Here is a 23397-nt window from a genome sequence, read left to right as displayed (position 1 = left end):
GGCTTTTCCCTTAATTTGGACGTAACCTCCGCATAACAAATCATGCAATTCCGCGGATAAACTTAATGCCTCGTTAATCTCACCACCCTTGCGCGCGCTGCAGGCCGAAATACCTTTGCGGCACCAAACTCACCGTATATGAAAACAAGATTGTATTTCGTGCTTGCGCTATTTTTTAGTGCATTCGCCGTCGCCGGGGCGCAGTCCCTGATCACCGGCACGGTGACCGATGCCGATAACCAGCCCCTCACGGGCGTGACCGTTAGCGTGGCCGCTACGGGCACCGGCAACGTCACCGATCTGGACGGCCGCTTCAGCGTGGAGGCCGCCGTCGGCGATATCCTGCGGTTCAGCTACATCGGCATGGCAGCTCGGGAAATCGAGGTGGAAAGCACCGACGAGCTGACCGTCGTACTGGAATCCGACGCCGCCCAGCTCGACGAGATCGTCGTGGTCGGCTACGGCTCAAAGAAGCGGTCGGACGTGACCGGATCGATCGCCTCGGTGAAGAACGAGAACTTCAACAAGGGCGTGGTAGTCAACCCGGGCCAATTGCTCCAAGGCAAGATCGCCGGCGTTAACGTTACCGCCGCCAGCGGGGAGCCGGGAGCGGCCCAGGACATCATCATCCGCGGCGTGGGCAGTTTGCGGTCCGGCACGACGCCGCTCTTCGTGGTGGATGGCTTCGCGTTGGACAACACCGTCAACGGGGTGCCCACGAACCCGCTGAACTTCATTAACCCGGCGGACATCGAGAGCATCGACGTCCTCAAGGATGCCTCCGCGGCCGCGATCTACGGCGCGCGGGCCGCCAACGGGGTGATCGTCATCACCACCAAGCAGGGCCGGGCCGGGCAGTCCCAGATCAACGTTTCCGCCTCCACCGCGATCACCTCCCTCGCCCGGAAGATCGACGTATTCGACGCCGCCGCGTTCCGCAATCAGATCAACGCCATCGGTGGGGTTCTGAACGACGGGGGGGCCGATACGGACTGGCAGGACGAGCTGACCCGGACCGCCAATACCAACCGCGTCAACCTGTCCATGAGCGGCGGAGCGGGCAGCTCTTCCTACTTCGCCTCCTTTTCGGCCGAAAACCAGGAGGGCATTTTGCGGAACAACGATCTGGAGCGCTACTCCGCCCGCCTGAACCTGACGCAGCGGGCGCTGAACGACCGATTCAAGGTGGACTTCAACTTCTCCGCCACCCGCTTCGAGAACAGCCGGCCGAATACGACCTCCGTCGTGACGGATATGCTGCAACTCAATCCGACCTTCCCGGCTACCGTCGACGGCGAGCCGACGGACCTAGTCGGGGACAACATCAACCCCTTGGTACGGGAGCGCATCTACGACGACCTGTCGTACAACAATCGCATCCTGGCCAACCTGGCCCCCTCCATCGAGATCGTCGACAACCTGGTTTACCGCTTTAGCGTCGGCGTGGATTACTCGACCACGAACCGCGACGTCCAGTTCATGCCCTACCCCAGCATCAACGATTTCGAACTGGGCAGCCTGAACTCCTTCACGACCTCGAACACCAATACGCAGGCGGAGAACACCCTGACGTATTCGATCGACCGGGGCATCCACGACCTGTCGTTCCTGGCGGGCCACTCCTTCCAGCAGATCGAGGTGGAGCAGAAGGGTTTCTTCACCGAGGGGTTTCCGAACAACGGCGTCGAGCCCCGCTACCAGGTGGGGGCGGCGAGCGAGCCGACGCGGCAGTCCGCCTTCGCGACCATCAACGAACTGCAGTCCTTCTTCGGCCGGATCAACTATGGCTTCAACGACAAGTACCTGATCACGGCCACAATGCGGGCGGACGGGTCCTCCAAATTCGGAGCTAACAACAAGTACGGCTACTTCCCCTCCGTAGCCCTGGCGTGGAACGTAACCAACGAACCCTTCCTGGCCTCCAGCGACGTATTCACCAACCTGAAAGTACGGGCCAGCTGGGGGCAAACGGGCAACCAGGAGATTCCCTCCAAGATCACCCAGGCCAGCTTCACGGAAAGCAACAGCGGCAACGACACCTACCCCCTCGACCCGAACGCATCGGACCTCAGCGAGTATCCCTACGGCTCCATCTACACCCGTCTGGCGAACCCCAATATTCAGTGGGAGGTATCCACCCAGACGAACGTGGGCCTCGACTTCGCCCTGTTCAACTACCGCCTGACCGGCAACGTCGACTTCTTCAATAAGGTGTCGGAGAACATCCTGCTGGAGGTTGCCCCGGTGGACCCCATCCAGCCCACCGACCGGTTCTGGACCAACATTCCCAACATGGAGATCCGGAATACCGGCGTGGAGCTGGCCCTGAACTACAACAGCGATGAGACGCGGGCATTCGTCTACGGCATCGGCGGCAACATTTCGGTGACGGAGAACGAGGTCCGGAACTCCCCCTACAGCATCCTGACGACGGGATCCGTGATCGGGGCCGGCCAGTCGGGCGCCACCATCAACGGCGTGCTCAACGGAGAGCCGATCGGCACCTTCTTCGTGCAGGACTTCATCGGCATCGGGGAAGACGGCCTGAACCAGTTCGCCGACATCAACGGCGACGGCGAGATCCTGGACAACGACCGCTTCGCCGCGGGTACGGCCCTACCGAGCTACATCTATGCGATGAACGTCAATTTCGCATACAAGAATTTCGACCTGGGCATCAACTTCAACGGCGTGGGCGGCAACAAGATCTTCAACCACGTGGCCCTATCGCTTTACAGCAAGGGCAACCTTTCGAACTCCCTGAACACCACCGACCTAGCGGTGCAGTTCCCCAACGAAGACGTGTCCAACTCGAACCGGGTATCCACCCGCTACCTGGAGGACGGCGACTACCTGCGGCTGAACAATGCCACCCTGGGCTACAACTTCGACCTCGACCGCCTGGGCATCGGCAACGTCGTGAAGAACATCCGGCTCTCCTTCACGGGACAAAACCTGCTGCTGTTCACGAATTACACCGGTTTCGATCCCGAGATCAACACCGGAAGCTCCGTCGGGGATATCCAAACTTTCGGCATCGATTACTTCAGCTACCCACGGGGAAGGACCTTCCTCTTTGGCCTGGACGTCACTTTTTAACGCCCCAAGATCTACTACGATGAAAAACATAATCAAGCATACCCTATTGGTCGGTTGCCTAAGCATGATGGCCAGCTGTACCGATCTCCAGGAAGTGGTCCTGGACGAATCCTTCACCGGCAGCGGCCTGGCGGAAACGGTCAGCGGCGCGATCGCTCCGGCCTACGGCCAGGTCTCCTCGACCTGGCTGCACACCAACTACTATGGCCTGCAATTGCTGGCCTCCGACGAAGCCATCCTGCCCCACCGCGGCGGTACCGACTGGTTCGACGGCGGTAAATTCCTGGCTACGCATAGCCACAGCATTACGCCGACCAACGACCTGGTGAGCAGCTCCTGGAACGAACTTACCCGCAACATCTCCCGCACCCTGACGGCCATCGAGACCCTCACCCCGCTGGCGGAAACGGGCAACCAGGAAGCCCAGGGCGCGCTGTATGAAATGAAAGCCCTGCGCGCTTACCTGAATATGCTGATGCTGGATAGCTGGGGGATCGTGTTCCGGAAGGAACGCTCGCTCGAGACCTCCGAGGTACTGCGCGGACAGGACGCCATCGACTACATCGACGGCGAATTGCTGTCGGTAGTCGACGCCATCAATACCGACCGGGGCCCCGGACGCATCACGCAAACCGCCGTGTGGGGCTTCCTCGCCCGCCTCCACCTGAACGCCGCGGTCTACCGCGACCCCTACGGCACGCCGGACTTCACAGACGCGGACATGGATCAGGTGATCGAATACACCACCAACGTGATCAACTCCGGCCGCCACGAACTGTCTCCGGAATACTTCGAGCTGTTCAACGACGAGAACAACGGCAACTCCGAGCTGATCTTCGCCATCGACCAACGCGGCGTCTTGGAGCAGGAGCACAGCCGCTGGACCTATTGGTCCCTGACCGGATCCATGTGGGGCCGGCCCGAGTTCACCAGTTCGGACGGCACCGACGGCCCGGCCGTTACGGTCGATTTCTACCGGACCTGGCTGGATGCCTACGGCGACGTCGACCCCGCCGATGCGGATGCCCGCTTCTACATGCCAAACCAGCCGATCCCCGAAGCGCTTCGGGACCTGACCGGTATCTCGCCCCTCAACGACGCGGATCACTACTACTGCACCACCGCGGAGGAATACGAGTTCGACCGCGGCATCATCCGGGGCATCATCTGGGGCCCGCGGAAGGACGACAACGGTGCCTTCCTGCGCTGCGACGGCGACCCGAACCTGTACCGCATCTACCCCGTCAAGCAGATACGGGGGAACGGCCCGGACCGCGACGTAGCCTACGTCAACCACGAATTGCAGGTCGACTTCACCAACGAAGGCCGCCTCCACTCCAAGGGGTACCGGGTATCCAAGTACCAGTTCAGCCGTACCTCGCCCAACGCCAATAACTTCAGCAGCATCGACATCGTGTTGCTGCGCTACGCCGAGATTTACCTGATGCGCGCCGAAGCCCGGTTACGGCAGGGAGATAGCGCCGGCGCGCTGGAGGATATGAATACCGTACGGACTTCCCGCACCGCCCGGGAACCCATTCCCGCTGCCCTGCCCGCCATCGATCTGGACATCCTCTATCGCGAACTCGGCTTCGAGTTTTACTGGGAGGGCCTGCGGCGGACGAACCAGATCCGCTTTGGAACGTATGAGGACGCCTGGACGGAAAAAACCGATACCGACCCCCTGAACCGCCTGTTCCCCATTCCGCAATCGGCCATTGACGGCGCCTCCAATACGGCGGGTTACCTGGACCAGAATCAGGGGTATTAAGGAATTCGCAGCCACCCCTGCACCGCTAGACCTTTCCACTCCTCCGCCTTTCGTCCCCCGGCTACCACGGCGGGGGGGGAGGTAGCCGGATCCGCTACAACCTCCAGCGGTGTGAAGCAAGCGCTTACCATCATCAATTACCGGCCGGCAGGGGACAATGACCTCTTGCCGGCCTTTTTACATCCATAGGCCCGCACCCGGGTACCCCCAACTACCAAATATGTCCTCCCGTAGCCGCATCCTCCTGCCCCTTCTGACCATCCTGCTTTACGGATCCCTCTACTCCCAGCAGCCAGCGGAAGAGCCGTTAAGGGTTATCCTCCTGATCGGCGACGGCATGGGGCTCGCCCAGATCTCGACCGCCTATTACTTCGGGGAGGCCGAGCCCAACTTTACCCGCTTCGACAAGATCGGGCTGGTGAAGACGAACAGCATCAGTAACAAAGTGACGGATTCGGCGGCGGCGGCCACGGCGATCGCCACCGGCGTACGAACCTACAACCGCGCGATTTCGGTCTCCCCCGACTCGGTCTCCGTACCGTCGATCCTGGAACGGCTGCGGGACGAAGCGGGGTACCGTACCGGTCTGGTCAGCCTCACCTCCATCACCCACGCCACCCCCGCCTGCTTTTACGCCCACGTCGAGGACCGGGACCTGCACGAGGAGATCGCCGCCCAGCTCGTCACCGCCGACCTGGACTTCTTCGCGGGCGGCGGCCTGGACTACTTTACCAAACGCGCGGACGGCCGTAACCTGTACGCGGAGTTGGCGGCGCAGCACTACCGGCTGGATTCCACCGACTTGTCCGCCCCCGATCCCGACCGGAGAAACGGTTATTTGCTGGCCCCCGAGGCCCTGCCGTCCAAGGTCGAAGGCCGCGGCAGTTTCCTGCCCGACGCCACCCGCATGGGACTAGACTACCTCACCCAAACGGGTGAGCCTTTCTTCCTCATGGTGGAAGGCTCCTACATCGACTGGGCCGGTCACGCCGAGAACGATACCATGCTGATCGAGGAGATGGCGGACTTCGACGCCACCCTGGGCATCGTGCTGGACTACGTAGAAAACAACCCGAATACCCTGCTGCTCGTCACGGCCGACCACGAAACCGGGGAAGCCAGCCTGGGTAAGAAGTATCAGCCCCACGTGGTTTTCGGGCAGCGAAAGGAGATTCCCGACGAAGTGGCCATCCGCTTCCATTCCAATCAGCACAGCGCGGTACACGTGCCCATCTTCGCCAAGGGACCTCACGAGGACCTTTTCCTCGGCATTTACCAGAATAACGAGATTTTCACCCGGCTGCTCGCCGCCCTAGATATTGAATAACGATCCTGATCTTCCGTAGTATGAAAGCCTCCACCTGCTTAGTCTATTTTCTGCTTTGCACCCTCACTCCGCTACTGGCGCAGCAGACCTACCGGGTGCACGCCCACAACGATTACGTCCGTGACGTCCCCTTCTGGCACGCCTACGGGAACGGGGCCGAATCGATCGAGGTGGACCTCTACCTGGAACGGGATACGCTGTTCGCCACCCACTCCCGCGCGGAAATCGCGTCCGGTGCCACCTTCTCCGCCCTCTACCTGGAGGAGCTCGATCGCCTGGCGGAGCGCGTTGCGTTGCGGCCGGTCCAGCTCCTCATCGACCTGAAGTCGGAAGCCTACGAAACCCTGGACGAGGTGGTCGCCGCGATCCAGCGCTACCCGAAACTGACGGAGAGCGGACAGGTAACTTTCGTCATCTCCGGCAACCGTCCCGAGGCCGCGGACTACGGAAACTACCCAGACTTCATCTACTTCGACCACCAGCGGCTGGACGACCTGGGCGAGATCGACCTGGACAAGGTGGCGCTCATCAGCCAGAGCTTCCGGGATTACTCCGTGTGGAACGGCTACGGCAGAATTACGTCGGGCGACGGGGCGCGGGTGCAACAAGTCCTGGCAACCGTAGCGCCCACCGGCAAGCCCTTCCGCTTCTGGGCTACCCCGGATACGAAGACCGCCTGGGCCTACTTCGCCGGACTCGGGGTCGGTTACATCAATACGGACCGCCCGGCCCCCGCCCGCGCCTTCCTCGACCAGCTACCACAGCGCACCTACCGCCTGGAGCAGGAATCGCCGGTATACGAACCCAGCAATAACTTCGACCCGAACGCGCGAGCCCGCAACGTCATCCTGCTGATCGGCGACGGCAACGGACTCTCCCAGATTTCCGCGGCCCGCGTCGCCAACGGCGGCGACCTTTCCCTTACCCGGATCAAGCACGTCGGCTTGGTCAGCACCACCGCGGCCGACGACGCCGTGACGGATTCGGCCGCCGGGGGCACCGCCATGGCGACCGGCGAGAAGACGAACAACCGGTCGATCGGCGTCGACACCGCCGGCGGGGATCTGCCTACCCTGGTCGAGCTCCTCGGCCGGGAAGGCTACACGACGGGCATCATCACAACCGACGGCATCGACGGGGCCACCCCCTCCGCCTTTTACGCCCACACCGCCGAGCGCGACGATTCGGACAAGATCATCGCCGACCTGGTAGCCAGCGACCTGGACTTCTTCATCGCCGGCGGTGCCGCGAAGGCGGACCGGATCGCGGAGCGGTACCAATCCCGGTCCCTGGAGGACATCGGCAACCTGGACCGCCCGACGGCCATCTACCACGGAGCCGGCAAAATGCCCTCGGTGGAGGACGGCCGGGGCGACTTCCTCCCGGCCAGCGTGGATACGGCCCTGTCCGTACTGGGCCGGACGGACCGTCCCTTCTTCCTCCTGGTCGAGGGGGCCCAGATCGACAGCGGCGGGCACGCGAACGACATTACCACCGTCGTCACCGAAATGCTGGACTTCGACCGTGCCGTAGCCAGGGCCCTGCGCTTCGCGGATACCGACCGGGAAACCCTGGTCATCGTTACGGCCGACCACGAGACCGGGGGGCTCGGCGTAGCTACGGGCACCACCAACGGATCGGTACGCGCCGACTTCCTCAGCGTCGACCATACCGGGACGCTGGTTCCCCTGTTCGCCTACGGACCGGGGGCGGCGGCCTTTACCGGGGTGTTCGAGAATACCGAGGTCTTCCACCGGATTATGGCGGCGCTGGCCGGGGGCGAATGAGGAACGGAATGGTGGATCGGGGCAATAGTTACCGTTCCCCCGATTGGCTGGAATGCATCCTTCCCGCGCCCCGACGCACGGTAGCTTCTCGGGTCGACCTTTAGAGCTTAATTCACCCGCACGAAGGTCATCGGCGTTTCTTGCAGGAATGCCTCCGGAAAGGGTTCCCCGGAATTCCTGTCATTGCATCCAATCAGGCGGAATACTCCGCGAATAGTATCGCGCCCCACGAAAGCACCCTTGAAAGAATTTATGCAAGTCCATGATTCGCGGGAGCAGTAAATTCCCTCCGGACCAAAAATTTCGGTGATATAAATGCTATCGGCTCCGGTATTGGTACCGGCGGGGCGGATCAGGGTGGCCCCGGTGCCCCCCGGCAGATAAATATTGGGGTCGCGGTTGTAGCCGTAGGTCGATAGGCCGCGGGAAGCCTCATTGTCTTGCCACTCAATCGCGAAAGGGTCGTCCAGAAAAGCGATCAGGCTGGTATCGCTGCATCCGAGAATTTGGTCGTAGGTGACGAACGTATTCCGGTACTGGTTCTGTACGCAAAATTCGGGCGCGATCTGATTGGAGGGATCCAGGCAGGCGCAGCTGCCATTGTCGCAGGTGGATTCACCGGTGCAGCCCTGCCCGTTCGGTCCCTCGCAGGTTGGTTCGGGTACGTAGGCGTCGTCATCGTCGTAGCAGCCAGGGAATGCGATCAAGGCCAGGAGTAAGCAGAAGGATACAAGCGTTGGCCTGAATGGGTGGTAGGTCATGGGTAAGGTGTTCGTAGCTTTCGGGGGGCAGGGGGAGAGAAGCGATCAACTTCGGCAAAATAGGGCGCGGGCCGGGTGTAGGGTTCTACGAAAACGTTAATTACGCGGCGTCCGTTCCTAGCCGGTAATGGATGCGTTAGCTTACTATCCGAAATTAGGGCGAGCCGCTCCTCCACATACTAGGACCGGAGATCGCTAACCCGCAACACCCTACCCGTGCACTACATTCAGGAGTATAAACTACAGGACGCCCAAAGCAATTTGCGGGCATTTTCCTGGCTTAACTTCCTACTGGCCTTCTGCATTCTGGCTCCCGATTTTTTTGCCCTTCGCCTGGATGCTCACGCCGCCGTGCTCCTGATTCAGGGTGGAGTGCTGCTGGGATACCTCCGGTGGCGGCAATTTCAGACCAAAACGGTTACTACAGGGATCTTTGTCCTCATCCTATTGACAACGGTGCACGAAGTAAGCCTGTGGGTCAGCCAGTTGGACGGGGTGATCAACGGCGGCGAGATTGGTGGGAAAGGGGCTCCCTTCGCCTTCCTTTTTCAGTCGCCGCCTTACTTGTATCCCCTGATTCGGATCGGTTCCCTGCTGCTATTTTTTCCGATCTTTCGGACGTTCGGCTTCGCGGCGTGGGACGGCCATCCGGACCGAACGGCTCCGTGGCGATAGGGATATAATCCGTATTCTGGGTACAGCAAAGGCGAGGAAGTCCGCGCCGCCCACCCCGGGCAAGCCGGCGACCCGCATCCTCCCCCCTAAACACCACCCATGGCAAACGACTGGCTAACTCTCTGGAACACCCGCTTCGGCGAACCCGGCTACGCCTACGGCAGCGAACCGAACGTTTTTCTGGCCGCTCAGCTGCAAGACCTGCCCCCCGGAACCATCCTCTTCGGCGCCGAGGGGGAAGGGCGCAACGCCGTATACGCGGCGCAACGGGGATGGTCGGTCTCCGCCTTCGACATCAGTGCGGCGGGGCGGGCCAAGGCACTGCAACTGGCCACGGACCGCGGGGTGCGGATCGATTACCGCGTGGGTGACCTGCCGGAGCTCGGCTATGCCGTCGGGCAGTTCGACGCGGTGGCGCTGATCTACGCCCACTTCCCCCCGAGCGTACGGACGCACTACCACGCCCTGCTGCACACCTACCTGAAACCCGGCGGCGCCCTCCTCTTCGAGGCGTTCGGCGCAGACCATCTGGCGTACCGGGAACGCGACCCGGAAGTCGGGGGACCGTGGGACGCCCGCTTGCTGTTCTCCGTGGAGGATCTGCGTCGTGATTTTCCGGGATATACGATTCAGCGGCTGGCGGAAGAGGAAGTGGAGCTCCGGGAAGGGAAGTACCACAACGGGCTGGGTTCGGTGGTACGCTTCGTGGGGCGGAAGCCGCTACCGGCCGGCCGGAAGGATTAATCCGGCAGGGAATAGCCCAGGGTCAACAGCGCGAAGCGGCGCTGATTATTGGTGAATGCGAAGCCGCGATCCAGGGCGGTGAAGAAGGTCTGGCTGGTGTAGACCGGCCAGCCGAAGGCAATCTGGAAGTATACGACGCGGCCCTTCGTCCTGGCCCCCAGGGACAGGTGGGAAGTGTAGACGTTCTTCGACAGATCGCCCCGGAAGTTGGCGCTGTTCATGAGCTCCACGAACAATCCACTCTGGTTCTTTATCAGGCCCTTGCCCTTCTTCCAGCCGTCGAAGAAGACCCGGAGCGGCACGCCCACGCCGAGCTGGTGCAGGGTGATACCGGACCGCTCGGCGTTCGGTCCGGTTACGTCCAGCCGGGTGGTTTCCTTATGCAACCGCAGACCGTATTCAAAGGAAAGCGGTTTACCCGCCCGGGAATAATGCCGCCGCAGCGCGGACAGGCCGAAGCTGAGGTTAGAGGGCGCATGATCGACCAGGTAGCCGTTGTCGTAGAGATTGAGCCCTTGCTTATTCAACAGTATCGTCAGGTCCGGGGCAATGGAGATGATGCTGTTGTTTTGTGCGAGCACGGGGCGACCGATCAGGGCCAACAGAAGGAAGAGGGCGGCTAGGCGCTGTGGGGTGTACATTATTCAGGGTCAGGTGAACAGGAATCGGGGGCTAAAACCACCGGGCCGCGTAAGCGGGTGACGCTTTTTCCAACGCAGGAATACGCCGTTTCATCTACGGAGGCCGGCGAAAGCGGTCGCAAAGCCACGGCCACGACGGAGTGGATGGTATGAGCGTTTTGAAATCTTCAACTTCCGCCAATCCGGATCCTTCCTGCGCTCCGGCGCCCAACATTTTGAATTAAATTCACTACCTTCGCCGCAACACCAAGCACCTTGCATGGCAACTGTAGTAAGCTTACTGAACCACAAAGGCGGGGTTGGAAAAACCACCAGCGCCATCAACATCGGAGCCGGATTAGTCGAACTGGGAAAACGGGTATTGCTCGTGGACCTGGATCCGCAGGCTAACCTGACGCTGAGCCTCGGCATTCCGCGACAGGCGGTCACCATCTACGAAAGTATGATGGGCGAATCCGACCTGGCGCCCTTCGAGGTGAAGGAAGGTTTTCACGTCGTGACCTCTAGCCTGGATCTTTCCAGCGCCGAGATGGAGCTCGTGAACGAGGCCGGCCGCGAATTCATTCTGCGGGAGCTGTTCGCCGGCGTGGACGCGGATTACGACTACATCATCATCGACTGTCCGCCAAGCCTCGGGCTACTTACGCTGAACGCCCTGACGAGCAGCCAGCAGGTGATCATCCCGCTGCAGACCGAATTCCTGGCGATGCAAGGACTAGCCAAGATTAAGCAGGTCATCCAGAAGGTAAAGCTCCGCCTCAATAAGGACCTGCACATCAGCGGCGTACTGGCCACGATGTACGACCAGCGCAAGGTGCTCAACCGCGACGTGGTGGAAACCATCCACAAGTACTTCGGTCCCCTGGTCTTCGAAACTTATATCCGGAATAACGTTTCCTTAGCGGAAGCTCCCTCGCAGGGACAGGACATCTTCACCTACAGCGGCTCCAGCAACGGCGCCAAGGACTACCTAAAGGTATGTAAGGAGATCATGGAGCGGACGGATAATCCGATCCACACCCGGCCCCGCAAAAAGGAGCAACCCGCAACGACCCCCGCTAAGTAATCCGAGATGGCCAAGAAACGCTTTACCGACAACCTATCCGGGCTCTTTGAGGATAATGACTACCTCATTGGTGACGACCCCATGGCCGTCGAGGAAGAGGTGGTGGACGTAGACGTACCGGTGAAGACCAAGAAGGCCAAAAAGAAGATCACCAGCAAGAACTTCACGAAGAACCTCGACGTCTTCATCAGCGACGATAATCGTCGCAGCAGCCGCAACCGCCGTCGTACCGGCCTCGACTACCTCATTCGCAGCACCGTCCAGGACGACCCCGATCGCGAGCCCGAGGAGCCCACCAAGGAAGAAACCAAGCGCGTGACGCTGGTCTTTAACAAAGACCACCTGCTCACCCTAAAGGAAGAAGCCAAGCAACGAAAGATGTACCTGAAGGACGTGGTGCAGGAGATGGTGGCTAAGTATTTAGAGGGGTAAGGTAATTGGTGAATTACCGAATTATTGGATTAGTGAATTGGCTGCCGCAAGAGGTAGCTCGCTCCGCCCGGGAGGATGTGGTGAATTACTGAATGATTGGATTAGTGAATTGGCTACCGCAAGGAGTAGCTCGCTCCGCTCGTGTGGGATAACCAACATAGACCGGCTGCGCCGGCACGGATGGATACGGATTTTCGGTCGTCCGGCTCGCTTCGCTCGGGGATCCGTCGTCTGCCGAGCTTTGCTCGTCCGCCGACGGATTAGTGCTGCGGGAAACCACGAAGTAGCGGCGCAGCCAATCTGTGTATAATCTGTGCCCGAACCGCCGAAGGCAGCGACGAAGTCAATCGGTGTTAAGAAAAACGAGCCGAAGGCGAGCATCTCCACCATTCACTAATTCAGCCCTTCAACCATTCACTCCTCCCCCCACGAGCCGAAGGCGAGCATCTCCACTAATTCAGCCCTTCAACCATTCACTCCTCCCCCCACGAGCCGAAGGCGAGCACCTCCACCATTCACTAATTCAGCCATTCAACCATTCACTCCTCCCCCCACGAGCCGAAGGCGAGCATCTCCACCATTCACTAATTCAGCCCTTCAACCATTCACTCCTCCCCCCCACGAGCCGAAGGCGAGCACCTCCACCATTCACTAATTCAGCCCTTCAACCATTCACTCCTCCCCCCACGAGCCGAAGGCGAGCACCTCCACCATTCACTAACTCAGCCCTTCAACCATTCACTCCTCCCTCCTCGAGCCGAAGGCGAGCACCTCCACCATTCACTAATTCAGCCCTTCAACCATTCACTCCTCCCCCCCACGAGCCGAAGGCGAGCACCTCCACCATTCACTAACTCAGCCCTTCAACCATTCACTCCTCCCTCCCCCCGACCAAACCGAAGTTAAACGCTAACCTATCGCCGGCTTTTCCGTTATCTTGCTTGACGGCCTTCCCATATGTGGGGATCGCGCCAGGCAAACGATGTAAACGGTCTTCCATGCGTATTCTACTCTTTTTTCTTGTCTGCTGCGCATTTTCGGCGCTTCCGGCCCAGACTTCCCGCGTGGAGTTCGGCAAGAACCGGGTGCAGTACCACGACGATTTCGAGGATTGGGAGAAGTACGAATCCGATAACTTCATCACGTACTGGTACGGCAACAACCAGGGTATCGGCCAGGCGGTCGTCCAGTTTGCGGAGTACGATTTTGCTTACATCCAGAAGATGCTGGAGAGCCGGTTGAACGAGAAGGTGCAACTGATCACCTACCAGGACATCACCGACGTTAAGCAGAGCAACATCGGCAACGAGGAGGTATTCGAACTGGTGGGCAACCAGTCGCTGAATACCAATACCAGCTACCTGACCGGCACCCAGGCGAAATTCCTGGGTAACAAGGCCTTCGTTTACTTCAACGGCGATCACACCGATCTGCGGCGGCAGGTACGGGAAGCCATGGCCAGCGTGTACATCGAGCAACTGCTTTACGGATCGACCGTCCAGGAAGTGGTGCAAAATGCCGTATTGCTGAATCTGCCTACCTGGTTCAAGCCCGGACTGGTCAGCTACCTCGGCCAGGAATGGAGCTCCGAACTCGACGATCAGCTCCGGGATCTACTGGCTACCGGAGAATACGAAGATTTTCAGGACCTCGCCGCCGATTACCCACGACTGGCCGGCCACTCCATGTGGTACTATATCGCCGAAAATCTCGGTCGGCCGACGGTTTCCAACCTGCTGTACCTGACGCGGATTAACCGCTCCGTAGAGAACGGATTCCTATACGTCTTGGGCAGTAATTACGAAACCGTCCTCTACAACTGGCAGGAATTCTACACCAACCGGTACAACGAAGACGCCCGGGGCCGCAACCTGCCCACCGACGGATTGCTGGAGATCAAAAACAAACGGCAGCTACCGATCACCCAGTTGAAGGTGAGTCCGGACGGCCAGCGTATCGCCTACGTCCTGAACGAGATCGGGAAGTACAAGGTCTACCTACAGGATGTCAATACCGGCGAGCGCAAATTGCTGTTAAAGGGCGGACAACGCAACCTCCTGCAGGCCACGGATTACGCCTATCCCCTCGTCGATTTCTCCCCCACCAACCAGGAAGTGGCGATCCTGTACGAGTTCCGGGATCAGCCGAAGTTGCTGCTGCACGATCTCAACACCGGTAAGTCGACCACCGACATTCTCGGGATCCGACTGGATCGGGTGCTGAGCATGAAGTACGCCGACCCGGGTAGCTTTCTCATCAGCGCGATTGCCAACGGATTCAGCGACGTGTATACGTATTACCCCGCTTCCCGACAGGCCGTTAATCTGACCAACGACCATTGGGACGACCTCGACGCCACCCCGGTGAATGTACGCGGACGTCGCGGTGTCGTCTTTTCCAGCAATCGCCCCGACACTTCCCTGCTGGCTACCCGCCTCGATACCCTCCTGCCCATCGGGCATTTCGACCTGTTCTATTACGACTTGGAGAATACGCCGGGAACCTTGGTCCGCATTACGGATACCCCGCTGGCTGACGAGCGGGAACCGGCCCCCATCGATGACGAGCACTTCGCCTATTTGAGCGACGCCAACGGCATTTACAACCGCTACCAGGCGCACCTGGAAACCTACCTGGACCACTACGAGCAGACGATTTACTTACCGGACGGAACGGAGATCGTGATGCACGGAGATTCCACGCTTGAGGCACTCGACACCATGAAGGTGGACTCCATCGTGATTCGGCCGATCTACATGGAACGGGCCGTTACGGAAGCCACTACGGATTACGGCACCAACGTGCTGCGCCTGGACGGCAGCCGGAAAGTGAACGTCGGGGTAGAAAGCTTTATCGACGGGGGGACCACCTACGTGCGCCGCTTCACCTTCGACACCCTGGCCATCCGCAACCTGACGCCTACCGCCTACCGCAGGCGGAGTTACCAGGCCGCCGGGCAAGTCGTGCCGGAGTTTACCAGCCAGGTGCAACAGCAGCGGGACGGGATTATGCGCCCCAACAAGATCAATCCGGAAACGGCCACCAATGAGGAGGGGCTGCTGTTTCAGACGCGCTTCGAGGATACGGTCGCACCGCCGCCCGTCGAACAACTACCCGAAGACATCCTCGCCGACCCCGCCACCACGGATATCGACGGTGTTCCGGCGGCACGACCGGATTCGACGGGAACGCGTCCGCCATTGACGATCGTGGGCCGCGACCAACCCCGACGGGGAGCCGGATCGGTGTTCCAGGGCGAACGGCCGGTGGCCCAGTTGAACCGGATCTATCGCTTTCGCCCGGGGCAGGTAACGGCTTACCGCACGACCTTCCGTGTCAACTACGTGAAAACTACGGTCGACAACGAGCCGCTCTTCAACGGGATGAACGCGCTGGTGGCAAACCCCGACGGCTATACGCAACAACCGGTCGGCATCTTGCTCAAGGGAAACCTGACGGACCTACTCGAGGATTACTCCATTACCGGTGGCGTGCGTATCCCGACCAGCTTTAACGGTACGGAATACTTCCTGACCGGCTCCGACCTGAAGCACCGGCTCGATCGGACGTATACTTTCTACCGGCGTAACCGCCGCATCCAGGAGGGGGCTTACAGTAATTCCATTTTCAACCAGCCCCGGCTGGTGGAAGAGAATACCCTGATGGCCCAGTACGGACTGCGGTATCCACTCGATATCTTCCGCAGCGTCCGCGCCATCGGAACCCTGCGCCGTGATCGCGTCCAAACGTTGCCCACCGAATTGGCGGCTCTCCGGAGCGAGCCCCTGAGTACGGAGCGAATCGGACTGCGCCTCGAATACGTTTTCGACAATACCCTCCTGTTAGGCACCAATCTGCGGATGGGCACGCGCTATAAATTCTACGGTGACGTTTACAAGAGCTTCAATATCTCCTTCGACGAGGGGGTGGATTCCCAGTTCGAACCGGGTATGCTGGGAGTGGTCGGGATAGATGCCCGACACTACCAACGCATTCTGAAGCGCAGCATCCTGGCATTGCGGTTCGCCGGGGCCACTAACCTGGGGCAGCAGAAGATCCTGTATTACCTGGGAGGTGCCGATAACAGCGTCGTCAATAACTTCAACGACGCCATCCCTACCCCGCAAACGGGCGAATTCGTGTTCCAGGACCTTGCCAACCCCCTGCGTGGCTTCGATATCAACATCCGTAATGGCGGCACGTACCTGCTTTCCAACGCCGAACTCCGGGTACCCGTATTCAACTACCTGTTCAACAACCTGCGATCCGCGTTCCTGCGGGACTTCCAGCTGGTCGGTTTCTTCGATATCGGTACCGCCTGGGCGGGTAAGGACCCCTTCGACGAAGACAATCCCGTCAACATCACCGAGTATCCCGATCAGAGTGCCGATGGCTACAGTCCGGTACGGGTGCGGGTGCGCCGCTTCCGGGAGCCTATCGTATATGGATACGGTGCCGGCTTGCGCACTACCCTTTTCGGTTACTTTATCCGGGCGGATTACGGTTGGGGGGTAGAAACCAGCAACCGGCAGCCGGGTAAATTGCACCTTTCTTTAGGACTGGATTTTTAGCGGTAATGCGCTAGGCATCCCTTCGCTGCGCTGGAGGATGCCTTCGCTAAGGGGTAGACGTCCCTTTTGGGGACGGGGAAAGAATTGGGGGGCTTGTAGCGCCGGATGAGAGTAGGTTACAATCCGCTGGTCATCAACAGATCGATATCCGTATGCCGCATCTCGAAGCGCTGCCCGAGGTAGCGGTTGGTGAGGCAACCCCGGAAGGTGTAAATACCGTGTCGGAGACCGGCGTGATGGCACAGGAAGTGCTCGAAGTTACGGGCGCCTTCCGTCCGTAACAGAATAGGGGTGAGGATATTACTGACGGCGATGGAGGCCGTCCGCCCTACCCGGCTGGCGATATTGGGAACACAATAGTGCACCACGTCGTGCTTGTGAAACACGGGCCGGTCGAGAGTAGTGAGCTCACTCGTGGCGAAGCAGCCACCCTGATCGATACTGATATCGATAATTACGGAATGGGGTTTCATGGCCCGTACCATCTCCTCGCTCACCACCACCGGCGTACGGCCGGTTTCGGAATGGATCGCACCGATGGCGACATCCGCATCCAGAAGCTCACGCCGTAGGTACACCGGGTTCATAGCCGAGGTGTAGAGCTGCCGGCCTACGGAATTTTGCAGCCGCATCAGCTTGTGGATGTTGTCGTCGAAAACGCGTACCTCCGCCCCCATGCCGAGGGCCGCACGGGTAGCGTATTCGGCCACCACGCCTCCACCGAGGATGACCACTTTCGCGCTGGGCACACCGGAGATGCCACCGAGGAGGGTACCCGGACCGCCGTGACTCGTACTGAGCAGCTCGGAAGCGGTCTGAATGGCGCAAATACCGGCCATTTCGCTCATGATGCGCACGATCGGGAAGCTACCCTCGTCGTCCTGCATATATTCCATGGCGAGGGCGATAATTCGCTTGTGCTTCAGGCGGTAGAGGTATTCGGCGTTAATGGTGGGGAGCTGCAGCGGACTGATCAGCACGCTACCCTCCTGCATCATGTCGATCTCTTCCAGCGTAGGTGGTGCTACCTTCACGATGACGCGGGCGCGCCGGTACACTTCCTGAGCGGAATACGCGATCTCCGCCCCGCACTCGCTAAAGTCGTGGTCGGAAAAGCTGCTCGGCACGCCGGCCTGGGTTTCCACCAGTACCCGGTGGCCGCGGCTAGTGAGCGTATGGACGCCACTGGGAACGATAGCCACCCGTTTTTCCTGGAGGATAATTTCCTTTGGGATACCGATGAATAGTTCCTCCGATTTCGATTCCACGGCCAGAGTCTCCGTTTGGGTCTGTCCGTAAGTGGACGTCAGCTCCTTGGGGAGATCAATCTTTTCCTTTTCCTTGCTGCTCATAGTGAAGCTTAGGGCTAGCCCGTGGTGATTTGGAGGTGGCGCCGTTCCGGATCGGTAGCATCATGGTCGAAGCGCAGAAAAACAACGTCGTCCGGCAATAAGGGTTCTATCACGGCCGGCCATTCTACGAAGACGGCCGATTCCGCCGTTTCAAGTAGCTCCTCGATCCCGGCATCGATCGCTTCCTCCACGCACTCCAACCGGTAGCAATCCAAGTGATAAATAACCCCCGCGGGACTGCTGTAGGTGTTGACAATACTGAAGGTAGGACTGGAAACCGGGTCCGTAACCCCCAGCTGCCGACAAATTTCCCGCACCAGGGTCGTCTTGCCCGCCCCCAGGGCACCCTCCAGGGCGTAGATTCGGTCGGTGCCGACCTCCCGGAGCAGCCGAGCGGCCACCTCGGGTACCGCGTCCAGGGCATAGGTGATCTTCATGGTGCAAAAATAAAGAAGAGGTTGCCCACCGCGGCGGACAACCTCTTCCAGATTGGATAATGATAGCTTACTGCCGGGCTACCAGGCTCAGATTCAGTCCAACTTCATCGTTGATGATGTTGTCCTGAGCGATGCCGGCGATGGAGCCGCTGCCGTATTCCATACCCCATTCCGTACGGTCGATCACGAAGTCGGGCGTCGACGCGGTGATCTGGCCGCCGCTCATGGTGATGTTGGCGGGAATGGTGATGCTGCGGGAGGTTCCCTTCAGGGTCAGGTTGCCGGTAATGTTGTGGTTGTAGTCCTGTTCACCATCAACCGGGGTCACACTGGTGATTTCGAACATCGCCGTAGGGTGCTGGGCCACGTCGAAGAAGTCGGCGCTTTTCAGGTGGCCTTCGAGCTTGCCCTTGCCCTCACCGTCGAGGTCACGGTTTTCGAGGCGGGTGATGTCCAGGACGAATTGACCGCCTACGAGCTCTTCACCGTTGGCGGTAAGCGTACCGCTTTCGATGGGAATGATGCCTTCGTGGCCGCCACCAATTTTCTTGGAGCCTTCCCAGGTCACTTCACTGGCGGAAGTGTCAACGGTAAAGGTGGCAGTGGCGGGAACGGCCTCAGCGGCCGCTACGGCGTCGGAAGACTCCACTTCGGTCCCGGAAGGGCCGCAGGCAGCTACCAATAACGCGAGAAGGAAAACGGGGAAAATGCTTTTCATAATGATGAGGTTGAGTAAACACCATACTACAGGGTGAAAGAAAACATAACCCGTGTAGGTACACAGAGTTTAAGGTTGGCACAAATTTAATGTATATACATTAATATCGCGTAATTTATTTTAGCCCTCGGCCCCGCTGGGCGGATCCATCACCTTCGCCTCGTTCGGATCGGTGGGGATGGCACTGTCGGTTTCGTCACCGGCTTTGTGTATCTTTTTCGGGTCCCAGGTGGTATGGAACGTTCCCTTTTCGTCCAGTCGCTCGTAGGTGTGGGATCCGAAGTAGTCGCGCTGGGCCTGCACCAGGTTCAGCGGCAGGCGTTCGGACCGGAAGGCTTCGAAGTACTGCAGCGCCGAGGAGAGACACATCGATGGCACCCCGCGCTCGTTGGCCTGGTGCACGATCTCCGCTACTGCGTCCCGACAGTCGTGCAGGTCTTCCCGGAACTCGATGGTCGCCATCATGTTCTTTAAGCCCTCCCGCTTGCCGTAGGCGGAGCGAATCGTTTCTAATAGTTCAGCGCGAATGATGCAGCCGCCCCGCCAGATACGGGCAATCCCCTCCAGGTCGAGCTTGTAGTCCATCTCTTCACTAGCCTCGGCGAGCAGGTGCATGCCCTGGGCGTAGCAGCAAACGAAGCCGAAGTAAAGCGCCTTTTCCACGGCCTCCGCAAGTCCTTCTCCCTTCAGCAACGGCTCGTCAGGATGGACGACGGTGTAAAGCTTGGAATTATCCTGCCGGTATTCCTTGAAGGCCGAGATGGCCCGCATGGTAACCGCGGAATCAATAGTGGGGATCGGAACGCCGATGTCCATCGCCGACTGGCTCGTCCACTTACCGGTTCCCTTCTGCTTGGCCTTATCCAGGATTACGTCCAGCAGGTGGGTCTCGCTACCCTCCTCCCGAAATTTCAGGATGGCCGCGGTGATCTCGACCAGGTAGCTGTTGAGCCGCCCGTTATTCCAGCGGGTGAAGAGTTCGGACATCTGGTCGTTGTCCATTCCGCCAACCCGCTTCAAGATATCGTAAGCTTCGGCCAGGAGCTGCATCAATCCGTACTCGATGCCGTTATGGACCATCTTCACGTAGTGGCCACTACTTTTTTCGCCGATGTAGGTCACGCAGGGATCTCCGTTCACCTTGGCGGCTACGGTTTCCAGGATCGGCCGGACGTCTTCCCAGGCACTGCGGTCGCCACCGGGCATGATGCTGGGACCCAAGCGGGCCCCCTTTGCTCCGCCGGAAACCCCCGCGCCGAGAAAGCGGATGCCTTTGGTTTTGAGGTATTCGTAGCGGCGGTCGGTATCGTCGTAGTGGCTGTTGCCCCCATCGATGAGGATATCGCCCTCGTCCAGAATGGGCAACAGGCCTTCGATCACGCTGTCGACGATCTTGCCCGCGGGCACCAGCATCATGATCTTACGCGGTCGGCTCAGCAGGCTGACGAATTCCTTCTGGGTGCTGACCCCCTTCACGCGCATCTCCTTGCCCTCTTCGTTGAGGGCGTCGACGGATTCCTGGTCGATGTCCGTACCGAGCGCGCCGAAGCCGTCGTCGGCCACGTTAAGGAGAAAGTTGCGGCCCATAACGCCGAGGCCGATCATGCCGAAATCATATAGTTGCTGGTCCATTGGAGTATTTTTTCGTGCGCCGGAGCGCGGGTGCAAGGTAGGTGTAAAGGTTCAGTGCTGGATTGGTTCGCTGTTGGCGGGAAGTAGATTGACGGGCGTTCACGGCCCTAACCGTCGCAGCCGCGGCGACTGATGCCGCCGCTACCGCTCCAGGTCCGCCACCTTACCCATGCGCCGCTGCTGACGGGGCAGGTTCTGGTATTCGGCGCCCAGGAAATTGTCGAGGAGTTCCTTAGCCAGCTCGATGCCGATCACCCGGCCGCCGAGGCAGATCATATTCATGTCGTCGTGCTCCACGCCCTGGCGCGCGCTGTAGCTCTCGTTGATCAGGCAGGCCCGTACGTTCTTGATCTTGTTGGCGGCGATACTGGCCCCCACCCCGCTGCCGCAGACGGCTACGCCCCGGTCTACTTTCCCTTCCCCCACTGCGCGAGCCAGCGGCACCACGAAGTCGGGAAAGTCGTCGGCCGCGTCGTAGGCGAAGGCCCCGAAGTCCTTTACCGTAAAGCCTTTTTCTTCCAGGTATTCCTGGAGTTGTTGTTTGAGTTCGATGCCGCCGTGGTCGGTCGCGATGCCAATGGTCATAGAGTCGGTATTGTAAGATGGGCCTAAAATTACCTTAGACGGGCCGTAAACCTTATAAAAAGTGGGACCTTTGATAGGGAAACCATTTTAAAAGCTTTCCCCTCCCACGCATGGCCAACCCAATCGACCCCCATATCCTGATCATTTACGGTGCTTCCGGCGACCTGGCCCAGCGAAAACTGATCCCGGCCGTCTTCGATCTCTACCGCGGGGGATACCTCCCCGAAAAATTCGCTCTCCTCGGCGCGAGCCGGACCGACTACACCGACGAGGCCTTCCGGGAAAAGGTGCTGTTCGAGAACGAGTTCATGCAGGGCAATGGCTACGACGAAGACCAGCTAAAGGCCTTCTCGGAACTGCTTTTCTACCAGGACCTGAAGGCCTACGACGGGGTGGAAGACGCCAAAAAGCTGAAAGCGAAACTCGAAGACCTCGGCGAGCAATTCGAAACGGGATCCAACTATATCTTCTACCTCTCCACGCCCCCTAAACTGTACAGTTCCATTCCCAAGGCGCTGGCCGAAGTAGGACTGAATAAGCCCGAAAACGGCTGGTCGCGGCTGGTCGTGGAAAAACCCTTCGGCTACGACGAGAAATCGGCTAAGCAACTGAACGAGGAACTGCAGTCGGTCTTCCGCGAAAACGACATCTACCGGATCGATCACTACCTCGGCAAGGAAACCGTCCAGAACCTGCTAGTTACCCGCTTCGCCAACGGCTTCTTCGAGCCGCTGTGGAACCGCAACTATATCCAGTCGGTCCAGATCACCGCCGCCGAAACCGTAGGGGTAGGCAGCCGTGGCGGCTACTACGACGAAAGTGGTGCGCTCCGCGACATGATTCAGAACCACCTCCTGCAGGTGCTGGCCCACGTGGCCATGGAGCCCCCCATCCGGGCCGATGCCTACTCCATCCGCGGGGAGAAAATGAAATTGTTCCAGTCGCTGCGCGCCATCACCGGCGAGCAGGTGGCGCAGCAGGTCGTCCGGGCGCAGTACGATGCCGGCGATACGAAGGACGGTCACGTGGAGGGATACCGCGAAGCGGAGGGCGTGCCCGATGACAGCATGACCGAGACCTACGTCGCCATGAAGTTCTTCATCGACAACTGGCGCTGGGCCGGCGTCCCCTTCTTCATCCGTACCGGTAAATGCCTGCCCCTGAAGGTCACCGAGGTGGTCATCACCTTCAAGAACCCGCCGCAGGCCCTCTTCTCCGGCTACGACGACTACGCCCTGAAGTGCGACAACCAGCTCATCATGCGCATCCAGCCCGACGAGGGGATGGCGCTGGAGTTCGGTATGAAGGTCCCCGGCGAGGGCTTCCGCGTGAAGAACGTCGATATGGACTTCTTTTACCGCGACCTCACCACCAAGGACGTCCCCGAATCCTACAGCCGCCTCCTACTCGACTGCATGAAGGGTGACCCCACCCTCTACGCCCGCGGCGACAGTGTCGAACAGGCCTGGGCCTTCGTCGACCCCATCCTCCAGGCCTGGGAAAAGAACGAAGCGCCCCTGGCCCGCTACACCGCCGGCACCTGGGGCCCCGAGGAAGCCGACCGCCTGTGGGACGGCATCACCGGTGCCAGCTGGCGGAATCCGGCGGAGTCGCTGATCGATGATAAGCACTACACCAAGTTGTAATTGATGAGGTAATGAAGGACTGAATTAATGAATTAGCCCGCATGCAGGGGCAATTAGTGAATTTTTGAAGCACTGAATTTTGAATGGTTATGCGTGCATTTTCGCCTTGCTTTGCTCGGCGTACGTGCATACATACGGCACAAACAACTTCCA

17 protein-coding genes are annotated in these 23397 nt (G+C 59.6%); 10 read left to right on the top strand and 7 right to left on the bottom strand.

The window, feature by feature from the left end:
• Window positions 1-138 precede the first annotated feature (138 nt).
• From CLV84_RS03010 to CLV84_RS02995, 4 genes are all read left to right on the top strand, one after another.
• Window positions 139-3099 carry a SusC/RagA family TonB-linked outer membrane protein gene (locus CLV84_RS03010; protein WP_104418256.1) on the top strand — a complete coding sequence of 987 codons (2961 nt, stop codon included), beginning with the start codon at window positions 139-141 and terminating at the stop codon, window positions 3097-3099.
• Between the two features lie 19 nt (window positions 3100-3118).
• Complete coding sequence (locus tag CLV84_RS03005; protein WP_104418255.1) at window positions 3119-4870, top strand: RagB/SusD family nutrient uptake outer membrane protein; 1752 nt, start codon at window positions 3119-3121, stop codon at window positions 4868-4870.
• 220 nt (window positions 4871-5090) lie between these two features.
• Window positions 5091-6197, top strand: coding sequence for an alkaline phosphatase (locus CLV84_RS03000; protein WP_170067541.1), 1107 nt, complete (start codon window positions 5091-5093; stop codon window positions 6195-6197).
• 20 nt (window positions 6198-6217) lie between these two features.
• Window positions 6218-7984 (top strand): alkaline phosphatase, encoded by a 1767-nt coding sequence (locus tag CLV84_RS02995; RefSeq protein WP_104418253.1) that lies wholly within the window; start codon window positions 6218-6220, stop codon window positions 7982-7984.
• Between the two features lie 107 nt (window positions 7985-8091).
• Here CLV84_RS02995 and CLV84_RS02990 read toward each other — a convergent pair whose 3' ends face one another.
• Complete coding sequence (locus CLV84_RS02990; protein WP_104418252.1) at window positions 8092-8691, bottom strand: hypothetical protein; 600 nt, start codon at window positions 8689-8691, stop codon at window positions 8092-8094.
• Between the two features lie 270 nt (window positions 8692-8961).
• On the opposite strand from CLV84_RS02990, the gene CLV84_RS02985 reads away from it, so the two are divergent.
• Both CLV84_RS02985 and CLV84_RS02980 read left to right on the top strand, forming a co-directional pair.
• A complete protein-coding gene (locus CLV84_RS02985) occupies window positions 8962-9420 on the top strand; it encodes a hypothetical protein (protein WP_104418251.1) in 459 nt (152 codons plus the stop codon).
• A gap of 99 nt (window positions 9421-9519) precedes the next feature.
• The gene (locus tag CLV84_RS02980) at window positions 9520-10164 is read left to right on the top strand and encodes a class I SAM-dependent methyltransferase (RefSeq protein ID WP_104418250.1); all 645 of its coding nucleotides are present in this window, start codon (window positions 9520-9522) and stop codon (window positions 10162-10164) included.
• Here CLV84_RS02980 and CLV84_RS02975 read toward each other — a convergent pair.
• Window positions 10161-10805 (bottom strand): hypothetical protein, encoded by a 645-nt coding sequence (locus tag CLV84_RS02975; protein WP_146088683.1) that lies wholly within the window; start codon window positions 10803-10805, stop codon window positions 10161-10163. The two genes, CLV84_RS02980 and CLV84_RS02975, sit on opposite strands and share 4 nt — an antisense overlap.
• Window positions 10806-11064: 259 nt before the next feature.
• Between CLV84_RS02975 and CLV84_RS02970 the strand changes: the two genes are divergently transcribed.
• The 3 genes from CLV84_RS02970 to CLV84_RS02960 all read left to right on the top strand — a co-directional run bounded on the left by CLV84_RS02970 (window position 11065) and on the right by CLV84_RS02960 (window position 16874).
• Window positions 11065-11871, top strand: a complete 807-nt coding sequence (locus tag CLV84_RS02970) for a ParA family protein (protein WP_104418248.1) — start codon at window positions 11065-11067, stop codon at window positions 11869-11871.
• Between the two features lie 6 nt (window positions 11872-11877).
• Window positions 11878-12303, top strand: a complete 426-nt coding sequence (locus tag CLV84_RS02965; protein ID WP_104418247.1) for a hypothetical protein — start codon at window positions 11878-11880, stop codon at window positions 12301-12303.
• A 998-nt stretch (window positions 12304-13301) separates the two neighbouring features.
• Complete coding sequence (locus CLV84_RS02960) at window positions 13302-16874, top strand: hypothetical protein (RefSeq protein WP_104418246.1); 3573 nt, start codon at window positions 13302-13304, stop codon at window positions 16872-16874.
• Between the two features lie 116 nt (window positions 16875-16990).
• On the opposite strand, the gene CLV84_RS02955 is transcribed toward CLV84_RS02960, so the two are convergent.
• From CLV84_RS02955 to CLV84_RS02935, 5 genes are all read right to left on the bottom strand, one after another.
• Complete coding sequence (locus CLV84_RS02955) at window positions 16991-18226, bottom strand: alanine dehydrogenase (protein ID WP_104418245.1); 1236 nt, start codon at window positions 18224-18226, stop codon at window positions 16991-16993.
• A 14-nt stretch (window positions 18227-18240) separates the two neighbouring features.
• Window positions 18241-18663: a tRNA (adenosine(37)-N6)-threonylcarbamoyltransferase complex ATPase subunit type 1 TsaE gene (gene tsaE / locus CLV84_RS02950; RefSeq protein WP_104418244.1), complete on the bottom strand. Its 423-nt coding sequence runs from the start codon at window positions 18661-18663 to the stop codon at window positions 18241-18243.
• A gap of 67 nt (window positions 18664-18730) precedes the next feature.
• Complete coding sequence (locus CLV84_RS02945; RefSeq protein ID WP_104418243.1) at window positions 18731-19381, bottom strand: YceI family protein; 651 nt, start codon at window positions 19379-19381, stop codon at window positions 18731-18733.
• A gap of 120 nt (window positions 19382-19501) precedes the next feature.
• Window positions 19502-21013 carry an NADP-dependent phosphogluconate dehydrogenase gene (gene gndA / locus CLV84_RS02940; protein WP_104418242.1) on the bottom strand — a complete coding sequence of 504 codons (1512 nt, stop codon included), beginning with the start codon at window positions 21011-21013 and terminating at the stop codon, window positions 19502-19504.
• A gap of 141 nt (window positions 21014-21154) precedes the next feature.
• Entirely contained in the window at window positions 21155-21598 is a 444-nt protein-coding gene (locus CLV84_RS02935) for an RpiB/LacA/LacB family sugar-phosphate isomerase (RefSeq protein ID WP_104418241.1), read from the bottom strand.
• 110 nt (window positions 21599-21708) lie between these two features.
• Here CLV84_RS02935 and zwf point away from each other — a divergent pair, with 110 nt between their 5' ends.
• Window positions 21709-23244 (top strand): glucose-6-phosphate dehydrogenase, encoded by a 1536-nt coding sequence (gene zwf, locus CLV84_RS02930; RefSeq protein ID WP_104418240.1) that lies wholly within the window; start codon window positions 21709-21711, stop codon window positions 23242-23244.
• Window positions 23245-23397 lie beyond the last annotated feature (153 nt).

The sequence above is a fragment of the Neolewinella xylanilytica genome, assembly GCF_002934605.1.
Lineage (GTDB): Bacteria > Bacteroidota > Bacteroidia > Chitinophagales > Saprospiraceae > Neolewinella > Neolewinella xylanilytica.
This window is presented reverse-complemented; position numbering and strand designations above follow the sequence as displayed.

Bases quoted from the DNA above. Each gene is read 5' to 3' on its own strand.
- CLV84_RS03010 (WP_104418256.1), top strand. From the start codon at position 139: ATGAAAACAAGATTGTATTTCGTGCTTGCGCTATTTTTTAGTGCATTC.
- CLV84_RS03005 (WP_104418255.1), top strand. From the start codon at position 3,119: ATGAAAAACATAATCAAGCATACCCTATTGGTCGGTTGCCTAAGCATG.
- CLV84_RS03000 (WP_170067541.1), top strand. From the start codon at position 5,091: ATGTCCTCCCGTAGCCGCATCCTCCTGCCCCTTCTGACCATCCTGCTT.
- CLV84_RS02995 (WP_104418253.1), top strand. From the start codon at position 6,218: ATGAAAGCCTCCACCTGCTTAGTCTATTTTCTGCTTTGCACCCTCACT.
- CLV84_RS02980 (WP_104418250.1), top strand. From the start codon at position 9,520: ATGGCAAACGACTGGCTAACTCTCTGGAACACCCGCTTCGGCGAACCC.
- CLV84_RS02975 (WP_146088683.1), bottom strand. From the start codon at position 10,805: ATGTACACCCCACAGCGCCTAGCCGCCCTCTTCCTTCTGTTGGCCCTG.
- CLV84_RS02970 (WP_104418248.1), top strand. From the start codon at position 11,065: ATGGCAACTGTAGTAAGCTTACTGAACCACAAAGGCGGGGTTGGAAAA.
- CLV84_RS02965 (WP_104418247.1), top strand. From the start codon at position 11,878: ATGGCCAAGAAACGCTTTACCGACAACCTATCCGGGCTCTTTGAGGAT.
- CLV84_RS02960 (WP_104418246.1), top strand. From the start codon at position 13,302: ATGCGTATTCTACTCTTTTTTCTTGTCTGCTGCGCATTTTCGGCGCTT.
- CLV84_RS02955 (WP_104418245.1), bottom strand. From the start codon at position 18,226: ATGAGCAGCAAGGAAAAGGAAAAGATTGATCTCCCCAAGGAGCTGACG.
- tsaE (WP_104418244.1), bottom strand. From the start codon at position 18,663: ATGAAGATCACCTATGCCCTGGACGCGGTACCCGAGGTGGCCGCTCGG.
- CLV84_RS02945 (WP_104418243.1), bottom strand. From the start codon at position 19,381: ATGAAAAGCATTTTCCCCGTTTTCCTTCTCGCGTTATTGGTAGCTGCC.
- gndA (WP_104418242.1), bottom strand. From the start codon at position 21,013: ATGGACCAGCAACTATATGATTTCGGCATGATCGGCCTCGGCGTTATG.
- CLV84_RS02935 (WP_104418241.1), bottom strand. From the start codon at position 21,598: ATGACCATTGGCATCGCGACCGACCACGGCGGCATCGAACTCAAACAA.
- zwf (WP_104418240.1), top strand. From the start codon at position 21,709: ATGGCCAACCCAATCGACCCCCATATCCTGATCATTTACGGTGCTTCC.